The sequence below is a fragment of the Frankia sp. BMG5.60 genome (assembly GCF_059428125.1).
Window position 1 is genome coordinate 5,530,733 of record NZ_CM182091.1, and the last position, 18,919, is coordinate 5,549,651.

Below are 18,919 nucleotides of genomic sequence, written 5' to 3' on the forward strand. Positions count from 1 at the left end.
CCTGGCGGAAAGGCGGGGAGCTGAATGGATGGTGTCTGTTAGTGCTCAACTGGGCACAGGTAGTGGAGTAGGGGTGGACTCGGTGGGGGGTGGACATCGTGCGGATGGGACGCCGGATCGTCGCTGGGCTGCTTGCCGCGCTGATCGCGGCTGCCGGTGTCATCGCCGTCATCGAGATCATCGCTGCCGCCGCCGGCGGTGGTCACATCGTGGTCGACTGGCAGAGCTGGGCGGACGGCCTGAGTGACACCGCCTGGTCGGAGGGGCCGGCGTTGCTGACCGCCGGGCTCGTCGCCCTGGTCGGGTTGCTGCTGATCGGGACCGCGCTTCGGCGCGGCAAGCCCGCCCGGCTGCGTATCCGCTGGGACAGCCCGCTGACCGGGGTGTTCGTGGACCGGCGCGGGCTGGCCCGGGACCTGCGGGCCACGGCACTCGCCGTCGACGGGGTGGAGCGGGCCCGGGTCCGGGTGGACCGGCGGGGCACGGATGTCCGGCTGCGCCTGCGTTCGCCCATCGCGGGCGGCGCCCCGCAGCGGGTGGAGGTCGCGCAGCGGGTGGAGGCCGCGCTGCGCGAGGAGCTCGACGCCTTCGCGTTGGCCGAGCCGCCCGTCCCCATCGTCCGGGTAACCGTGCGGTCGACCGGTGCCCGGCACGAACTGGCCGGCGGGAACGGGCCGGCTAGGCATGACGGCCCGGCCGAGCGGGGCGGTCCGGGCGGGCACGCCGGCCCCTCCGGGCGTGACGGCGGGGCCGGCTCGGAGGGTCCGGTCGGCTCGGAGGGTCCGGTCGGGCCCGGCCGGCGGGTCGGGCCCGAACCGGACGGCACCCGTGTGGGTGCCGCGGCTCGGCGGGGAGGCGAGGCGCCGTGACCGGGCCCGGGCCGCGCACGCCGCCCACCGACCGGCGCAACCAGGTCATTCTTGCCGCCCTGGGCCTGCTGCTCACCGCGGCCGGCGTGGTCGCGCTGCTCGCCGGGGTCGGCGTCTTCGGGGACCGCCTGGCGGACCAGCCGGTACTCGATCCGGACGTCCGTGACTTCGCCGCGGACCACGGCTGGTTCTGGCCGGTCGTCGGGGTCGGCTGCGGGCTGGTCGCCCTGCTGGCACTGGTCTGGCTGGCCCAGCAGATGCGCACCGACAGGTCCCACGGGCTGGACGTGACCCACGATGCGCTGGGCGACGTGCACCTGCCGGCGGCCGCGCTGACCGACGCCGTCACGGACGACGTGGCCGGGATCGCGGGCGTCGAGGGCTCGCAGGCCGAGCTGCGGGGCAGGCGCGAACCGTCGCTGGACATCGCGGTCAGAGTGACCCGCGGCACCGACGTGCCCGGCGTGGTCGGGGAGGTCTGCGGCCCGGTGCTGGGACGGGCCCGGCGCGCCCTCGGCCGCCCCGACCTGCCCGCTCAGGTGAACATCCGGCCCGTCGGTGCGGCCCGGCGCCGGCCCCGCGTCCGCTGATGCGCCGGTCCGGTCGGGACCGGTGCCCCGCGGCGGTCCGCATCTGCGCTGGGTCTTGACAGATCGGGGTGGCCGTCCACCTCTCGCGAAGCGTCCGGTACTGTGAAGGACCGCGCCGCGGTGGTCCTCCCGCCCTCCGGCGATGGAATCCCATGTTCTGGAAAGGATGAGCGCCGCCATGTCCGAGGTCCGCATCGCCGCGGAGCCGCGCACCGAGTTCGGTAAGGGCGGTGCTCGTCGCACCCGCCGCGCCGGCAAGGTACCCGCTGTTCTCTACGGTCACGGCAAGCCGCCGCGCCACATCGCCCTGCCCGCGCACGACCTGCTGCACGCCTTCAAGACCGACGCCGGCACGAACGTCCTGCTGACGCTCGAGCTTGCCGACGGCACCGAGCTCGCGCTCGCGAAGGACGTCCAGCGGCACCCGATCAAGGGCAGCTTCGAGCACATCGACCTGGTTCTCGTGAACCGGGGCGAGAAGGTCGTCGCAGACATCCCGGTGCAGGTCGTCGGCGAGCCCCACCCCGACACGCTGGTCGATCAGCAGGTCACCTCGATCGCGTTGAGGGCCGACGCCTCGCGTCTGCCGAACGCGATCGAAGTGGACATCACCGGCCTGGAGCCGGGCACCGCCGTGCTGGCCCGCCAGCTGGCGCTGCCTGAGGGCGCCGAACTCGACGCCGATCCCGACCTGGCCGTCGTGCAGTGCCTGGCCAAGCGAACCGTCGCCCAGCAGGACGCCGAGCTCGGCGAGACCACCGAGGCGACCGAGGAGGCCGGCGTGGCGAGCGCGTCCGCCTAGGCGGACGGCTCTCCCTGTCGACCCCCTCGCCTCTCGTCACCTGCCGATGACCTGCGGATGAGCTGTCGATGACGAACGTGCCGACCGACGACGGGCCGTGGCTCGTCGTCGGACTGGGCAATCCGGGTCCGGGCTATGCCGGCAACCGCCACAACGCCGGTTTCATGGTCGTCGATCTGCTCGCCGAGCGGGCCGGGTCGCGGCTGAAGTCGCACCGGTCCCGGGCGGATGTCGCCGAGGTTCGCCTCGCCGGCGCGCGGTCGGTCCTGGCCCGTCCGCTGACCTTCATGAACCTCTCCGGTGGGCCCGTCTCGGCGGTGCGCACCTTCTACAAGATCGATCCGGCCCGGGTCATCGTCGTGCATGACGAGCTGGACATCCCGTTCGGGAGCGTTCGGCTCAAGCGCGGCGGCGGGGACAACGGCCACAACGGGCTGCGATCGATCTCCTCTGCTCTCGGCACCCGCGACTACCTGCGGGTCCGGGTCGGCATTGGTCGCCCGCCCGGCCGGATGGACCCGGCCGACTTCGTCCTGCGGGACTTCGGCGCGGCGGAGCGGCGCGAGCTGCCGCTGCTGCTGGAGCATGCCGCCGACTCGGTCGAAATGCTCATCACGGACGGCCTGGAGCCCACGCAGAACCGCTACCACGCCCTGCTCTGACCGCCCGCGGCGGTCAGGACGGCGTCAGGTGCTCCTGGATGCGGCCGATCAGCGCCGCGTGGTCGAGCTCCCGGCGGACGAAGGCCCGGCCGGCGAGGCCGATCTCGGCCGCCCGCACCGGGTTGTCCAGCAGGTCGCACGCGGCGGCAGCGAAGGCGCCCGGCTCCTCGGCGACCAGCAGGTCGGTTCCGGGGGCCCAGTCCAACCCGCGGCTGCCGGTCGGGGTGCTCACCACCGGGGTGGCGGTCGCCATCGCCTCGATGGCCTTGATGTTCACGCCTGAGCCGGAGCGCATCGGGTTCACCGACAGCGTCGCCGCGGTGAGGTAGCCGGCGACGCTCGGTACGTCGGTGTGCAGTTCGACGCCCTCGAAACCGGCGAGCCACGCGGCCAGGCCGTCCTCCGGGCGCCGCCCCACCACCTGGAAGGTGGCCTTCGGATGGCGGACCCGGATCATCGGCCAGCATCCTCCGAGGAACCAGCGCAGCGCCTCGATGTTCGTCGGGGTGTCCAGCGAACCGACGAAGATCAGCCGCTGGTCGCCGCCCACGGCCGCGGCGGCCGCGGCGGGTTCGGTGGACGCGGTCGCCCGCAGCGCCCCCACGGGCAGGAACGGTGGCAGGTGGAACGTGGGCACGCTCGCCCGGGTGCGCCGCCACTCGTGGTCTTCCAACGAGATGTCGGCGATGCAGGTGACCAGGGGGGAATGGTGCATCGCGAGTTCGGCCAGGCGCAGCTTGTGGTACTCCAGCTCGTAGGCCACGGCCCGGGGGCCGGAGCTGCTGCGGGCGAGCACCCGGAAGAACTCCGAGTCGACGTTGTGCGCGCGCACCAGGTGCGGCAGCTTCCAGATCCGGGCGATCTCCTCGCCGAGATGCGACGACCGGCAGCTATAACTGATCACGGCGTCGGCGCGCGGGGGCGTGGACTCCAACGCGCGGCGCAGCGGCCCGACCGGCCGGGAGGCGTGCATGAACGGCCTCGGCGTCAGATGGGCGCGCGGGCTGTCGTCCCGGGGAAGTCGGATGACCGCCGAACCGGGAACCGCCTCCTCGTAGGCGGCGATGTCCAGATCCTCGCGCGAGGGAACCAGGATCTGCATCCGAATGCCGGCCGCGGAGGCCGCGGTGAGGAAGCTGAATGTCTCCACCCGGCCGCCGGCGTCCGCCGGGAGAAACGGTTCCTCGACAACGACGATCCAGCGCGTGGAGTCGCTCACCGGTCCCACTGTAACGACCCGGGTTCACCCACATGGGGGAGGGTCCGCCCGGTCGCCCGGCCGAGGAATGCGACGCGTGGCCGGGTGGTCACGATGGTGTCGAGTAGCGGTGAATAAACCGGGCGGTTTCCTGCGGCCCTCATCGGCGGACCGTGGCCGCGCCGGACTGCCGAGCAGGTCGGGTCCGTGCATCACGGCCGCGCAGCGTCATGGGGTCAATCGCGTGATTCGACGGGCCAGGAGCCGTTCGCCGTGGCGTTCCGGTGGAACGCTACGGTTACTGTCATGACAGGTGTCCGGACCATCGGTCGAGGAGCCGCCGTTGCGGCGCTCGGAGCCGCAACTGTTTACGGTCACGTTCTGTATCCGGTTTATATCGGACTGCGCAGCCGTGGCCTGGAACCGACGACACCGTCGGACCCTGAGATCTGGCCGGGCCTGAGTGTCGTCGTCTCCGCGTACCGGGAATCCGCGGTTATCGGCACGAAACTGGATGAACTGGCCGGCACGGACTATCCCGGGCCGATGGAGGTCATCGTCGTCGCGGACGACCCGGAGACGGCGGAGGCCTCGCGCCGGCCGGGCGTGCGAGTGCTGTCCTCGGGGGAGCGGCTGGGCAAGGCCCGCGCGGTCAACCGCGGCGTCGCCGCCGCCTCCCACGAGATCGTCGTGCTCACCGACGCGAACGCGGTGCTCGCCCCCGGCGCGCTGCGCGCCGCCGCCCGCCACTTCACCGACGAGACCGTCGGCGCGGTCGCGGGGGAGAAGCAGGTCGACGATCCCGACGGCGCCCAGGGCTTCTACTGGAAGTTCGAGTCGTGGCTGAAGCGCTGCGAGTCGGCGACCGGCGCGACCATCGGCGTCGTCGGCGAGATGCTGGCCTTCCGCCGGCAGGCGTTCCGGCCGCTGCCCGCCGACACGGCGGTTGACGACGCCTGGCTGGCCCTCGACATCCTCGAGGGCGGGCTGCGGGTCGTCTACGAGCCCGAGGCGTACTCGATCGAGTCGGCGGCTCCCGACTACACCGGTGAGTGGGAGCGGCGGACCCGGATCGTCGCCGGCAACCTGGACATGCTCTGGCGCCGCCGGGCGGCGCTGGTGCCGGGCGCGTTGCCGGTCACCCCGCAACTGTGGGGGCACCGGCTGGTCCGCTCGTCGTTCGGACCGATGGCCCACGTCGTCCTCGTCGCCATGGCCGTCCCGGCCGCCCGCCACAGCTGGGCCGCCCGGGTGTTCCTGGCCGGCAACGCCGCCGGCACCGCGAGCGCGGCCGCGCTGATGACCGGGCGGACGCCGCCGGGGCCCAGCCGGCTGGTCGCGCAGGTGTTCTTCCTGCAGGCCGTCGCGCTCGGCGGAGTGCGCCGCTTCGCCGCCCGGGACCGCCCGGCCGTGTGGCCGAAGCCGGATCGCCAGCCGGTCGCCCCGCCGTCCGGCGCCGACCCGGCGAGTCCGGGCAGCTCCTCCAGCCCTTCCAGCTCGTCCAGTGCGCTGACCTCGGCTGGCGGCTGAGCCGAGGATCGCAGGCCAGCACCGTCGGCGCCGGGCCGTACGGTGCATCGGAAGTTCGCGTGAACACACGCAGTGAGGAGCGTGCCGCCGTGTCGGTCGAGCAATCCAAGCGGTCCACGTGGCAGTACGAGCTCGTGCTGGTCAGCTACCACAGCCGAGGGCAGCTCGAAGAGCTGTTCGCGACGCTGCCGCTGGACATGCCGGTGGTGGTCATCGACAACGCCAACGGCGCCGACCGGGTCGACGAACTGCTCGTGGACCGGCCCAACAGCCGCTACCTGGACTCCGGCGGCGGCAAGGGCTTCGCGAAGGCTGCCAACATGGGCATCCGTTCGTCCAGGTACGACTACATCGTCCTGGGCAACCCGGACAGCCGGCCCACCGTCGACGTCATCGACGTGCTCGTCGACGACCTCGTCGCCGATCCGGAGCTGGTCACCAGCGCGGCGACGATGAAGGGCCACGACGACCGGCCCGAGCTCGGCAACGGCGGGTGGGAGCCGACGCCGCGGCGGGTGCTGCTGCACGTCCTCGGCGCGCACAAGGTGGCACCGACGTCGGCGCTGTTCGCGCGCCCGACCCCCGGTCGGCCGATGAACCCCGAGTGGCTGACCGGCGCCTGCATGGCCGTGCGCCGCGCCACGTTCCTCGATCTGGGCGGCTTCGACGAGACGTTCTTCGTCTACAACGAGGACATGGCGCTCGGCCGGGCGATCCGCGAGGCCGGCCTGCGCCAGAAGCTGCACACCGATCTGCTGGTCCCGCACGGCGCCGGTGGCAGCGGCGCGGGCAAGACCTGGATGCTCCAGATGCGCGGCGCGTCCATGGTCCGCTACCTGCGTAAACACAACGCTCCGGCCCGGGTGAACGTGATGCGCTCGATGCTCGTCGCCGGGTACGCCGGGCGCACGGTGCTCTCCCGCGCCCGTGGCAAGAAGGCGGTGGCCGACGAGCACGCCGCCTACATCAAGGGGCTGCTCGTCGGTCCGCCCGCCCCCTGAGGCCCCGCCCGGCGTGGCTGGGGCCGGGCGAGGCGGGCGCTCAGGTGAAGCGGGCGACCCGCCACTCGCGGCGGCCGCGGCGGACGAGGATCACCGAGCCGTGCAGCAGGTCCTTCTCGGAGACGGTCGCCTCGGCGTCGATCCGGTCGCCGTTGACCAGCACCGCGCGGTTGGCGAGGTGTTCGCGGGCGTCGCGGCGGCTGCTGGCCAGGCCGGTGGCGAGCAGGAGGTCGACGGCGGGCCAGCCGCCGTCGGCCGCGAGCCGGGCCAGCGGTTCGGTGACCGTCGGCACGTCGGCGAAGACGTCCGAGATCAGGTCCGCCCCGATCGCCTTCACGTCGCCGCTGAACAGCGCCGCGGATGCCGCCTCGGCGGCGTCGACGGCGGGCTGGCCGTGGATGAGCGCGGTCATCTCCCTGGCGATATGGCGCTGCAGCGCGCGGCGGCCGGGCGCCTCGGCGTGCTCGGCGAACAGCCGCTCCAGCGGCTCGCGGTCGGTGAGCGAGAAGAACAGCGCGAACCGTCGTGCCTCGTCGTCGGACAGGTTGATCAGGAACTGGTACAGCGTGTACGGCGAGGTGCGGTCGGCCGTCAGCCACACCGCGCCCTTCTCCGACTTGCCGAACTTCGTGCCGTCCGCGCGCAGCAGCAGCGGGCAGGTCAGCCCGTGCACCTGCGTACGCAGCACCCGGCGCACGTAGTCGATCCCGGCGACGATGTTGCCCCACTGGTCCGACGCCCCCATCTGGAGCGTCACGCCGTGGTCCTCGCACAGCCGGCGGAAGTCGTACGCCTGCAGCAGCGAGTAGCTGAACTCGGTGTAGGTCAGGCCCACGTCGGGGTCGTCGAGGCGGCGGCGGACCGAGTCCCGCCTGATCATCTCGGTGACGGGGAAGTGCTTGCCGACGTCCCGCAGGAACTCGATCATGCCGAGACCGCCCAGCCAGTCGCCGTTGTCGACGAAGGCCGGGATCTGGTCGGCGGCCAGCGCCCGCCCGAAGATCGTCTCCATGGCCTCGCGGTGGCGCGCGACGTTGGCCCGCACGTCCTCGACGGTGAGCAGGCTGCGCTCGACGGACTTGCCGGACGGGTCGCCGATCAGGCCGGTGCCGCCCCCGAACAGGGTGACGGCGCCGAGCCCGGCCCGCGCCGCCCGGATGAGCAGCGTGATCGGTAGCAGGTTGCCGATGGTCAGGGACGGGGCGGTCGGGTCGAAACCGATGTAGCAACGCCGCCCGCCGCTGTCGAGGTGGTCCCGTAGTTCGGCGGGATCGGTGCTGTCGTGGATGAGTCCACGCCAGGACAGCTCGTCCAGGAGCGCGTGTGTCATGTGGCCATGTTAGGAGTGGGCGCGTGGGCCCCCGTGCGTCGTGGCTCGCCGGACGGAGAGCAGGTGCGCGCCCACGCCGAGCACGCCGCCCAGCCAGACGGCCAGGGCCAGCCCGCCGACCCAGGCCAGCGCGGACAGGATGCCGGGATGGCCACCCGGGCCGCCGGCGCCGGCCGCCGCCGAGCCGCCGTCCCGATTCTGGCCCTGCCCGCCACCCGAGGCCGCCCCGTGCCCGTGCCCGGGGCCGCCGGCGGGTTCGTTGGGGCCGCCGGCGGTCGGGCCCGGCGGCGTGGCCGTGCCGTCCGCTGGTTCCGCCCGCCCACCGGCCGCCGTCGGCGGCACCGCCGACGCGGCGGCCTGCGGGCCGAGGTCACCGCCGCCGTTCGGATCGGACCCGCCCGCGCCGCCGGACCCGCCCGCGCCGCCGGACCCGCCCGCGCCGCCGGACCCGCCGGACCCGCCCGGGCCGTCGTCGCCTGACCCGTCCTCGGTGGGATCCGCATCGGCGGGTGCCTGGCCGGCCGTGCCCCAGCGGGTCGGAGTCGCGAGCAGGGGGTTGGCGGCGACGGCCGGCACCGGCTGGGTCAGCGCCGCGACGGGGTCGACGATGCCGAAACCGAACTCGACGTCGCGCCCCGGTGGCCCGGCGTCCCGCGCGGTGGAGACGAGCCGCTTGATGACGTTGGGCGCGTCCAGGTCGGGCCGGGCCGACCGGATGAGCGCGACCACTCCCGAGACGATCGCGGCCGAGTTCGAGGTGCCGGCGCCGGTGTCCAGGCCGTCCGGCGAGACCCTCGTCGGCACCGGCGCCCGGATGCCCGGGGCCGGGGCGGCGATGACGGCCCGCGCTCCGCGGGACGAGCCGCGCCAGAAGTCGCCCCGCGCGGTCGAGCCGGTCACGGCGACGACACCCGGGATGTTCGCCGGCGAGTTGATCTCGCTGTCGCCGGTCTCCACGTTGCCGGCGGAGGCGACCACGACCACATCGTGGGCGAAGGCGTAGGCCACCGCCTCCCGCTCGTCGGGGGTCGCGGCGCCGGCCGAGCCGAGGGAGAGGTTGATGACGTCCGCGCCGAGATCGACGGCTCGGTGGATGCCGCGGGCGACCTCCGCCGAGTCCGCCTCGGCACCGGTCGAGATGGGCAGGATCCGGGCGGCTGGGGCGATGCCGCGCACCTCGGGTCGGCCGTTGTCGTTGCGCCCCGCGATCAGGCCCGCCATGGCCGTGCCGTGGCCGTCGGGATCGTCGTCGCGCCACCCGTCGGAAGCCGCCCCCGGCCCGATGCCGGCGCCGGGCAGAACCTGGCCCTGCAACTTGGGGTGGCCGGCGTCGACCCCGCCGTCGATGACCGCGACCACCGTCCCGGCGCCCTCGCTGATCCGCTGCGCCTGGGCGAGTCCGAGCACCGCGTGGTACCACTGCGAGCCCTGCGCGGGGGCGACGGGGGCGGGAACGACGACGCCCGGAACGGCGACGGCGGGTGTGGCGAGCAGCGGCCCCCCGAGGACGGACCCAACCAGCCCCGCCAGGACGGCCAGCACCGCCCTGAGGGCCCGGCGCGACACGACCGTCCCATCGGGACCGCGGGGCACCGTCCCATCGGGACCGCGGGGCATGGCGCGGTGCTGCATGAGGGGGGTCCTGCCTCCCGGGACGTGCCACTCGGCGCGCTGAGGGGGATCACGGGTGGCCGAGCGGAAAGGCGCGATCGGCGTCGCCGTGTGAGGCAGTTTTCCATATTGCCGGCCCTATGCGCGCCGTTGTCGAGAAGTAAACAGATACACCCCTGTTGACCTGGTAAGGCGCAACCATCGGCGCGTCTCCGGCCCGGACCCGAGGTGCGCCGGAGTGCCGGACGCGGCGGCGCGGCGTCGCTGCGGCGGAACGGCTACTACAGTGTGTAATTTGGCGATTACGGCTGCGGATTGGCTGTGTCGGCCGGCCGTCGCGGCGGCTCGGCGCCGTCGCGTTCGCCTCCGGTGGACCGCCTCGAGCCGCGAAGGATGCCGGATTTCGGGCGGAACATCCGTGGTGTTCCTGTTGTCGCCACGGCCGCGGCCGCCGTGGATATCCGGTGGATATCGCCGCCGCCCGTCCCCGCCGTTCCGTTCGAACCAACTCTCACGTGAGGGTAGAGTTTGGGTGGCCGGATGCGGTGGCCGTGACGGGTCACCACGAGAGGGGCCACAGGGATGACCGAAAGTGGGGACACCGGCGCGGGGGTGGGGCCTGACCGGCCGGCGCCGCCGCGCGACGGACGCATCGCCGAGTTGACCGCGCTCGCCGCCGCGAGCGAGATCCCGACCGCCGCGCTGTGCCGCGACCTCGCGGTCGCACACGAGCGCGCCGGGGACCCGGACGGGGCGGTGCGCTGGGCGCTGGCGCTCACCGATACCGACGGCGACCTCGGCGCCTGGTCGGCGGCGGCCGGCGTGCTGCGCCGCTGTCTGCCCGCCGTCGCGCCGCTGCCGCGCTCGGCCCGGGTCGCCGTCCTCGGTAGCTACACGACGTCCCAGTTCGCGGCGCTGCTGCCGCTCGCGGCCGCGCGGGCGGGCGTCGCCATCGAGACCTACGAGTGCGGCTACGGGCAGTACCGCCAGGAGATCCTCGACCCCGGCAGCGGGCTGTACAGCTTCGCTCCGGACGTGGTCGTGCTCGCCGTGCACGCCGGCGAGGCGGCCCTGTCGGCCGTCGGAGGCGAGCCGGCCGTCGGGGATGAGCCGGCCGTCGGGGGTACGCCGGCCGTCGGAGATGAGCCGGCGGCCGCCGGCGGGCCGGACGCCACGGTCGCCGCCGAGGTGCGCCGCTGGACTGCGCTGTGGGAGACGATCCGCGCCCGCTGCGGCGCCCGGATCGTCCAGCACACCTTCGCCGTGCCCGGCGAGGTCGCCCTCGGGCATCTGGCGCTGCGCACCGGCGGTGCCCGCCCGACCCTGCTCGCCCGGGTCAACGCCGAGCTCGGCCGCGCCGCCGGGGACGGTATCGGCCTGGTCGACTGCGAGCGCCTCGCCGCCGACGTCGGCAAGCGGGCCTGGTTCGACGCGCGCTACTGGCATCGCTCCAAGCAGGCGGTGTCGCTCGCGCAGGTACCGCTGCTCGCCCGGCACACCGCGGCGGTGATCGGCGCACAGCTCGGCGTCAGCCGCAAATGCCTGGTCCTCGACCTCGACAACACCTTGTGGGGCGGTGTGCTGGGGGAGGAGGGGCTCGCCGGCATCGCGCTCGGCGACGGCGCTGTCGGCGAGGCCTTCGCCGCCTTCCAGGACTACGTCGTCGAGCTGAAGGACCGCGGCGTCGTGCTCGCCGTCTGCTCCAAGAACAACGACGCCGACGCGCGGGAGGCGTTCGAGCGCCACCCCGGCATGCGGCTGCGCCTCGACGACATCGCGATGTTCAGCGCCTGCTGGGACGACAAGCCGACCCAGTTGCGCCGGATCGCCGCCACTCTCGGCCTCGGTCTCGACGCCCTCGTCTTCGTCGACGACAACCCGGCCGAGCGCGAGGCGGTGCGTCAGCTCGTCGGCGAGGTCGACGTCCTCGCGCTGCCCGCCGACCCGCACGGCTACGTCCGGGCGCTGGCCGACTACCCGTTCTTCGAGACGGCGGCGCTCACCGCGGAGGACGCCGCGCGGACGGCGACCTACCGGGCCCGGGCCGAACTCGCCGCCGCCGAGGCCGCGGCGCCCTCACTGGCGGAGTTCCACCGGGGGCTGGACATGACGGCCACCGTCGTCCCGCTCGACGAGCTGACCCTGCCCCGGGTCGCCCAGCTCGTCGGCAAGACCAACCAGTTCAACCTGACCGGGCGCCGCCGCGGCGCCGACGAGATCGCCCGGCTCGCCGCCGACCCCGGCACGGCCGTGCTCTGCGTCCGCCTCGCCGACCGGTTCGCCGACCACGGCCTCGTCGCCGTGGTCATCGCGGTCGAGGCGGGCGACGCCCTGGCCGTCGACACCTGGCTGATGAGCTGCCGGGTGATCGGCCGGACCCTGGAGGACGAGGTCGCCGGGCTGCTCCTCGCCGAGGCGCGCCGGCGCGGGCTTGCCCGGGTCGTCGGCGAGTTTCGCCCGTCACCGAAGAACGCCCTGGTCGCGGGCCTTTATGAACGCCTGGGCTTCACCCGGGTGGACGCGCCGGACGATCCGTCCGCGCCGGGCACGACCCACTGGTCCCGTACCGCGGACGCGCCGTATGCGCCGCCCGCCCTGGTGCGCGTCGTCGTGGCGGCGGCCGGCGTCGACCCGGACGGGGCCGACCGGCCGGGCATGCCGGGCATGCCGGGCGTGCCGCCCGCCGAGCTGTCCTCCCACGTGTTCGCCCAGACGCGGCCGCAGGACCGCAGGATGGAAGAGGTGCCAAGGTGATGGTGCAGGATCGACTCCAGCAGATCTTCCGGGAGATCTTCAGCGACGACGACCTCATCGTCTCCGACACGATGACGGCCGAGGACGTTCCCGGCTGGGACTCGCTCGCGCACATCAACCTGATCTACGCCGTCGAGCGGGAGTTCTCCATCCAGATCGCCGACGACCGGCTCGCCAGCTTCGCCACCGTCGGTGACATGCGCGAGCACATCGAGGAGCTCAGCGGTGTCCACTGAGGCCGGCTCCGCCCGCAACGGAATGGCCCCCCGCGAACCCGGGAGCCTCCCGTCCACGCCCAACGGCTCCACCGCTCACGGCCCCGACCCGGGAACCACCGGTGCCGTGATCGGGTCACCCGCCCTCCCGATCACCGCACCGGACGACGTCACCGCGCCGCACGACGCAGCCGCGCCAGCCCCGGCCGCTGATGCCGAGACCGACCGCCGGGAGGCGTCCGAGCTGGGTCTGCGGGAGATCCTGCGGGAGGACTTCCGGCGGCATTACGGCTCGTTCGCCCATCCGGGCCTGCACGTGCTCGCGGTCTACCGCCTCGGGCAGTGGCGGCGGACCCGGCGCCAGCCGCTGCGCGCCGCGCTCACGGTGGTCTACAAGGTGCTCAACAACCTCGTCATCCGGAACCTTTACGGAGTCGAGCTCTCCGAGAAGGCCCGCCTCGGCCGGCGGGTCCACATCGGCCATCACCAGACGATCCTGATCCCGCCGTTCTGCGAGATCGGCGACGACTGCACGCTGCGACACAACCTGACCATCGGCTACGCCGGCGGCTCGGCGTCACCGCGGGACGTGCCAAAGATCGGCGCCCGGGTCGAGCTCGCCCCCGGCGTCCACCTCCTCGGCGCGATCACCATCGGCGACGACGCCCGCATCGGCCCCGGCTCGATCGTGATGACGGACGTGCCCCCGGGCTCCACCGTCTTCGCCGCCCCGGCCCGGATCATGCGCCCCCCGACCAGCTGATCCAGGCAGATCCGCGCCGTCGTCCTGAGGCCGCTGCGTGGGAAAGCGCCCATCTGTCTCTTCCACAGGGTTCAGCGTCCGATTTATCCCTGTGGAAGAGACAGGTGGCGCCGTTCCCATGCACGCCACCTTCCCCGCGGGGGCGAAGACGCCGCTGCGGCCGCGCCAGCAGCGCCTCGTTGTCCCCTGCTCCGTGTCCCCTGCTCCGTGCCGGGTCTGCCGCCTCGGGCAGCTTCGCCGCTTGCTTCTCGGTAGTCGGGGGGTGAACAAGGGTGGCGGAGTGCGCCGGCCTCGTGGCGGCTGGCACTCCGCGGGATGTCGGCGGTCGGGTCGCGGGACGAGAGCCGGAACCGAGTCGGTACGGTTTGAGGCCGGACCGTCTGGCCCGATCGGGCCACCCCGCGGCCGACATGGAGAGGACTCGCGGATGAAGGTGCTCGTGACGGGCACGGAGGGGTACCTGGGGTGCCTGCTTGCACCCGAGCTGATGCGCGATGGCCACGAGGTCATCGGCGTGGACACTGGTTACTACAAGTACGGCTGGCTGTACCGCGGGACGGACCGGACCCCGCTGACTCTCGACAAGGACCTGCGCCACCTCACCGTCGAGGATCTCGCGGGCGTCGATGCCGTGGTGCACATGGCCGAGCTGTCCAACGATCCGCTGGGCGCGCTCGCGCCGGACGTCACGTACAAGGTCAACCATCTCGGCTCGGTGCGGCTGGCGAACCTCGCCAAGCAGGCCGGCGTCGAACGGTTCGTCTACATGTCCTCGTGCAGCGTCTACGGCGTGGCGACCGGCGAGGACGTCACGGAGACCTCGCCGGTCAACCCGCAGACCCCATACGCCGAGTGCAAGGTCTACGTGGAGCGCGACGTCGCCCCGCTGGCCGACGACTCCTTCTCGCCGACCTTCCTGCGCAACGCCACCGCCTACGGCGCCTCGCCGCGGCAGCGGTTCGACATCGTGCTGAACAACCTCGCCGGCGTCGCCTGGACGACCGGTGAGATCGCGATGACCTCGGACGGCACCCCCTGGCGCCCGCTGGTCCACGGCCTCGACATCGCGAAGGCGATCCGCCTCGCGCTGACCGCGCCGCGTGACGTCATCCACAACCAGGTCTTCAACGTGGGCGACAGCGAGCAGAACTACCAGGTCAAGGAGATCGCCGACGCGGTCGCCAGCGTCTTCACCGGGTGCAAGCTGAGCTTCGGCGACAACGGCGGCGACAACCGCAGCTACCGGGTGTCCTTCGACAAGATCGCGAGCACCCTGCCCGGGTTCTCCTGCGACTGGAACGCGCTGCGCGGCGCCCAGCAGCTCCACGAGGTCTTCAGCCGCATCCAGCTCGACCCGGAGACCTTCACCGGCCGCGGGCACACCCGGCTCAAGCAGCTCCAGTACCTGATCGGCACCGGCCAGCTCGACGCCGACCTGTTCTGGGCGCATCCGTGATCGTCACCCCGACGGCGATCGCCGGGGTGTGGATCGTCGACGTCGAGGCGTTCACCGACGCCCGGGGCATGTTCGCCCGGACGTTCTGCGCCGAGGAGTTCGCGGCGGCCGGGCTCGCCGTCGACGTGGCCCAGTGCAGTGTGGCCTTCAACGCCACGGCCGGCACGATCCGCGGCATGCACTGGGCCGGCGAACCCGTTCGCGAGACCAAGCTGGTCCGCTGCACCCGCGGCGCGCTGCTCGACGTCGTGGTCGACCCCCGGCCGGACTCGCCGACGTACCTGCGCCACGTCGCGGTCGAGCTGTCCGCCGACAACCACCGGGCGTTGTTCATCGACGCGGGGCTCGCGCACGGTTACCAGACGCTGGCCGACGCCACCGAGGCGACGTACCAGATGAACGTCCCCTTCATCCCGGGACACGATCGCGGGCTGCGCTTCGACGACCCGCGCCTGGGCATCGCCTGGCCGTTGCCGGTGTCGGTGATCTCCGACAAGGACCGGGCCTGGCCGCTGCTCGCGGCCGGGCCGGCCGGGGGGCCGCTCGGGCTGCCCGGCGACGGTGCCGCGGCGTCATCGGCGGCGGATGCCGACCATGAGGCGGCTCACATCCTCGGTGCCACCGGCGTCACGGTCTGAATCCGTTGTCGTCGCAACCGCCCCCCGTTGTCTGATCACTCCCAGGGCCTGCAAAACTCAACGCCGGCGGGGATGCGGGCGCTACTCTTCCGCCCCGGAGGGCGACGCGGCACCTGACCCCGGTGCCGTGAAGATCAGGCTGTTTCCCGGACCGCCACATCCCTGCGCCGGATGTGCGGTCGCCACACCGCTCGGCTCGCTGGGCCGACCGGTACACCCGCGTCCGGCCCGTCGGGCCGTGCACCAGGCACCGACGCGGGCAGATCGATGCCGACATCTCACCAAGGGGAGCGCATGTCATCCGGAAACCCGGCCCAGGGCGGTAGTGGAACCGTCGCGGCCGACGCGAACCAGTCGCCGGCCACCTCCGGCGGCATCGCCACGCCGGTCACCGCGTGCCGGTCCTGCGGCGGGGCAGCCCCGCGGCTGTTCCTCTCCCTGGGGGCGACGCCCATCGCGAACCGCCTGGTGCGCGCCGACGCCCTTGACGCCACCGACCCGTCGTTCCCGCTCGAGGTCGGCTTCTGCGAGTCCTGCGCGCTGGTCCAGCTCACCCACGAGCTGCCCGCGTCGGAGATCTTCGACGAGGACTACCCGTACTTCTCGTCGTTCTCGGACATGCTCGTCCGGCACGCCGAGAAGCACGTCATCGACCTGATCGCCAGCCGCAACCTCGGCCCGGACAGCCTGGTCGTCGAGGTCGCCAGCAACGACGGCTACCTGCTCAAGGCGTTCGTCGAGCGGGGCATCCCGGTGCTCGGCATCGAGCCGACGCCGGGTCCGGCCGCCGCCGCCCGCGAGGCCGGCGTGCCGACCCGCGAGGAGTTCTTCGGCGCGGACCTGGCCCGCCAGCTCGTCGCGGAGGGCCTGCGGGCCGACGTGATCATCGCGAACAACGTGATGGCCCACGTCCCCGACCTCAACAGCTTCGTCGAGGGCTTCTCGATCCTGCTCGCCGACGGCGGGCTCGTCGACGTCGAGAACCCGGGCGTCGGCGCACTGCTGGCCCACACCGAGTTCGACACGGTGTATCACGAGCACTTCTGCTACTTCTCCACCATCGCGGTGGACGCCCTCATGCGCCGCCACGGCCTGGCACTCGTCGGCGTCCAGGAGTTCCCCGAGCTGCACGGCGGGACACTGCGCTGGAGCATGCAGCACGCTGCGGCCGCCGAGCCGGCCGAGTCGGTCGCGGCCGTGCTCGGCGCCGAGCGGGCCGCGGGCCTCGACGCGTTCGCGCGGTACGCCACCTTCGGCGACGACGTGCGCGCCGTGCAGGAGGAGCTGGTCGCTCTGCTGCGGTCGCTGCGGGCCGAAGGGAAGACCGTCGCTGCCTACGGCGCCGCGGCCAAGGGCGCGACGCTGCTGAACTCCAGCGGCATCACCACCGACCTCATCGACTTCGTGGTCGACCGCAATGTTCACAAGCAGGGCAAGTACATCCCCGGGGCGCGGCTGCCGATCCTCGACCCCGCCGTCCTGCTGGAGCGCCAGCCCGACTACCTGCTGCTACTGGCCTGGAACGTGAAGAAGGAGATCATCGCCCAGCAGGAGGAGTACGCCGCGCGCGGCGGTTCCTTCATCGTGCCGGTACCCCGGCCGGTCGTGCTGTAGGCGGGTCCTGCATCGTGGTATGGGGTCGTCGTCATCTCCGCCCGCGGCCATCCGGGTCGCGGGCGCCGGGCCGGCGTCGTCGGTCGGGAGAGCGAGCATGACGGACATCGATCTGGACCTACGGGCCTCGGGCTGGCCCGAAGATCCGCCGCCCGAGGACCCGCACCCCGTCGAGCAGACCCCGCACGTCCCCCGGTTGGGCGCGCCGGCGCCGGACGGATCTCCGGCGCCCGGCGGCCGGCGCAGCCCCGCGCGCGCTTACGATCCGGCGTTCGTGGGCTTCGAAGTGTCCTCGGCGATCCCGCCGGAGACCTGGGCCGAGCCTGCACCTCCCCAGGCGCCTCCTCCGGTCAACCCGGCGTCTCCGGGCAGCCCTGTGTCTGCGGGCAATCCTGTGTCTGCGGGCAACCCTGCGCCTCCGGTCTCCCGAGTTCCCCGCCCCGGCTGGGAAACCGGCCCGGATGGGCGTCCCGCGGCGGCCCCCGCGGGCCTGCCCCCCGACCGGACGGGACCGGCCCCGGGCGGCCGACAACCCGACCGACCCGGCGCCGGACCGTGGGGTCAGCCCCCGGGGCACCCCGGTACGCCCGAGCCGGCGCTCGGCGTACCGGCCTGGCCGGGCCAGCAGCCCGTGCCGCCGCACCCCCAGGTCACCGGGTCCGGAACGTGGCCTCCACCGCCCGGTCCGGGGCGACAGCCCGGTGGGGGGCAACCGCTGAGCGGCCCGCCCGACCCCCGTCGGACCCCGACCGCATCCCCGGCCCCGACGTCCGGCGCCGGGCCCCCTGCCACGGATCACCGGCCACCGGTGTCGCCGGGTGCCTACCCCGCCGGATCGGGCACCTCCCCTGGTCGCCCGTCGCCGCCGGATGGGACCCGGCGGGGGCGGATTCCCGCCGTGGGCCGCGTCCCGACGTCGCCGCCGGCCGGCTACCCGGCAGGTCAGGCGCCGATCGCGAGACGCGTTCCCACCGGACCGGCCCCGACGGCCCGCGGCCCGGCGGGCCAGGTCTCGCCGGGCCAGGCGCCAGCAGGGCAGACCCCATCGGGCCACGCCCCGGGAAGCCAGGCCAGATCGGGCCACGTCAGGCCGGGCCAGCCCCCGCCAGGCCAGCCCCCGCCGGGCCAGATGCGGGGCCAGTTTCCGCCGGGCCAGACTTCGGCGAATAGGCCGGGCCAGCCCCCGCCGGGCCAGACTGCGCCGGGCCACGTTGCGGCGGGCCAGGTCCCGACAGGCTGGACGCCGCCGGGCCACGGGCCGGCAGGCCAGGTCCCGGGAGGCCGGAACCCGACCTCCCCCGGCAGGACCGGATCCCGGCTGCCCGGCTGGACCGCATCGTCCCGGCCGGGCGTGGGGGCTTCACTTCCGGGTCCGGCGCCCACACCACCCGAACGAACCCCCGCCGGGCTGCCGCGACTCACCCCGGCGCCACCCGTTGGTCCACTCGCGGGGCAGGTGCCCTCGCCGATCACCGTGGAACCCGGGGTGCGATCCGTCCCGCCGGCCTCCGCTGGGCCCTCGGGGCCCGGCTCCCCCTCGGGTCCGCGCGGGTCGCGGGAAGGCCGTGCGCCGTCGGGTCCTGGTGTGCTGCTGGGTCCTGGCGTGCCGTCGGGTCCTGGCGTGCCGTCGGGTCCGGACCCTCAAGATGGTTCGCGGCCTGCGCCGGGAGCACGGATGCCGGCGGAATCCGCCGGTCTGGGTTGGATCGCGGTCAGTACGGCGCCGCGGGCTTCCACCCGGTCCGTCGAGGCCGGCGGTCCCGAGGTGGGCGGCAGCCTGCCCGGGTTCGGACCTACCTATCCGGCCCCAAGCCCAGCCCCAACCGCAGCTCCAGCCGCAGCCGCAGCCGCAGTCTCAGGCCCAAGTCCGGCCGCAGGCCCAGGCC

The 18,919-nt window shown here is 73.5% G+C and carries 15 protein-coding genes; 12 read left to right on the forward strand and 3 right to left on the reverse strand.

What is annotated here, in order from left to right; all coding sequences use genetic code 11:
* Positions 1-104: 104 nt before the first annotated feature.
* The 4 genes from AC5R91_RS22685 (at position 105) to pth (ending at position 2,923) form a co-directional block, all read left to right on the forward strand.
* The gene (locus AC5R91_RS22685; RefSeq protein WP_495398034.1) at positions 105-869 is read left to right on the forward strand and encodes a DUF6286 domain-containing protein; all 765 of its coding nucleotides are present in this window, start codon (positions 105-107) and stop codon (positions 867-869) included.
* A complete protein-coding gene (locus AC5R91_RS22690; protein ID WP_495393335.1) occupies positions 866-1,459 on the forward strand; it encodes an alkaline shock response membrane anchor protein AmaP in 594 nt (197 codons plus the stop codon). Before AC5R91_RS22685 ends, AC5R91_RS22690 begins: the two co-directional genes overlap by 4 nt.
* Before the next feature lie 178 nt (positions 1,460-1,637).
* Entirely contained in the window at positions 1,638-2,261 is a 624-nt protein-coding gene (locus tag AC5R91_RS22695) for a 50S ribosomal protein L25/general stress protein Ctc (protein WP_495393336.1), read from the forward strand.
* Positions 2,262-2,329: 68 nt separating this feature from the next.
* Positions 2,330-2,923, forward strand: coding sequence for an aminoacyl-tRNA hydrolase (gene pth / locus AC5R91_RS22700; RefSeq protein WP_495393337.1), 594 nt, complete (start codon positions 2,330-2,332; stop codon positions 2,921-2,923).
* A 13-nt stretch (positions 2,924-2,936) separates the two neighbouring features.
* Here pth and AC5R91_RS22705 read toward each other — a convergent pair whose 3' ends face one another.
* Complete coding sequence (locus AC5R91_RS22705) at positions 2,937-4,142, reverse strand: glycosyltransferase (RefSeq protein WP_495393338.1); 1,206 nt, start codon at positions 4,140-4,142, stop codon at positions 2,937-2,939.
* Between the two features lie 285 nt (positions 4,143-4,427).
* Here AC5R91_RS22705 and AC5R91_RS22710 point away from each other — a divergent pair, with 285 nt between their 5' ends.
* Both AC5R91_RS22710 and AC5R91_RS22715 read left to right on the forward strand, forming a co-directional pair.
* The gene (locus AC5R91_RS22710) at positions 4,428-5,651 is read left to right on the forward strand and encodes a glycosyltransferase family 2 protein (RefSeq protein ID WP_495393339.1); all 1,224 of its coding nucleotides are present in this window, start codon (positions 4,428-4,430) and stop codon (positions 5,649-5,651) included.
* A gap of 89 nt (positions 5,652-5,740) precedes the next feature.
* Entirely contained in the window at positions 5,741-6,652 is a 912-nt protein-coding gene (locus AC5R91_RS22715; RefSeq protein WP_495398035.1) for a glycosyltransferase, read from the forward strand.
* Between the two features lie 40 nt (positions 6,653-6,692).
* Here the strand turns inward: AC5R91_RS22715 and tyrS are convergent, their stop codons facing one another.
* Both tyrS and AC5R91_RS22725 read right to left on the reverse strand, forming a co-directional pair.
* Complete coding sequence (tyrS, locus tag AC5R91_RS22720) at positions 6,693-7,982, reverse strand: tyrosine--tRNA ligase (protein WP_495393340.1); 1,290 nt, start codon at positions 7,980-7,982, stop codon at positions 6,693-6,695.
* Positions 7,983-7,991: 9 nt separating this feature from the next.
* Positions 7,992-9,614, reverse strand: a complete 1,623-nt coding sequence (locus AC5R91_RS22725) for a S8 family serine peptidase (RefSeq protein ID WP_495393341.1) — start codon at positions 9,612-9,614, stop codon at positions 7,992-7,994.
* Between the two features lie 561 nt (positions 9,615-10,175).
* On the opposite strand from AC5R91_RS22725, the gene AC5R91_RS22730 reads away from it, so the two are divergent.
* The 6 genes from AC5R91_RS22730 to AC5R91_RS22755 all read left to right on the forward strand — a co-directional run bounded on the left by AC5R91_RS22730 (position 10,176) and on the right by AC5R91_RS22755 (position 17,033).
* A complete protein-coding gene (locus AC5R91_RS22730; RefSeq protein WP_495393342.1) occupies positions 10,176-12,347 on the forward strand; it encodes an HAD-IIIC family phosphatase in 2,172 nt (723 codons plus the stop codon).
* Entirely contained in the window at positions 12,347-12,583 is a 237-nt protein-coding gene (locus AC5R91_RS22735) for an acyl carrier protein (protein ID WP_251747740.1), read from the forward strand. The genes AC5R91_RS22730 and AC5R91_RS22735 overlap by 1 nt, the downstream gene beginning before the upstream one ends.
* On the forward strand, positions 12,573-13,325 hold the full coding sequence (locus tag AC5R91_RS22740) for a serine O-acetyltransferase (RefSeq protein WP_495393343.1): 753 nt from the start codon (positions 12,573-12,575) through the stop codon (positions 13,323-13,325). Before AC5R91_RS22735 ends, AC5R91_RS22740 begins: the two co-directional genes overlap by 11 nt.
* Before the next feature lie 427 nt (positions 13,326-13,752).
* A complete protein-coding gene (locus AC5R91_RS22745; protein WP_495393344.1) occupies positions 13,753-14,781 on the forward strand; it encodes an NAD-dependent epimerase/dehydratase family protein in 1,029 nt (342 codons plus the stop codon).
* Positions 14,778-15,419, forward strand: coding sequence for a dTDP-4-dehydrorhamnose 3,5-epimerase family protein (locus tag AC5R91_RS22750; RefSeq protein WP_495393345.1), 642 nt, complete (start codon positions 14,778-14,780; stop codon positions 15,417-15,419). Before AC5R91_RS22745 ends, AC5R91_RS22750 begins: the two co-directional genes overlap by 4 nt.
* A 294-nt stretch (positions 15,420-15,713) precedes the next feature.
* Positions 15,714-17,033, forward strand: coding sequence for a methyltransferase domain-containing protein (locus AC5R91_RS22755; protein WP_495393346.1), 1,320 nt, complete (start codon positions 15,714-15,716; stop codon positions 17,031-17,033).
* Positions 17,034-18,919 lie beyond the last annotated feature (1,886 nt).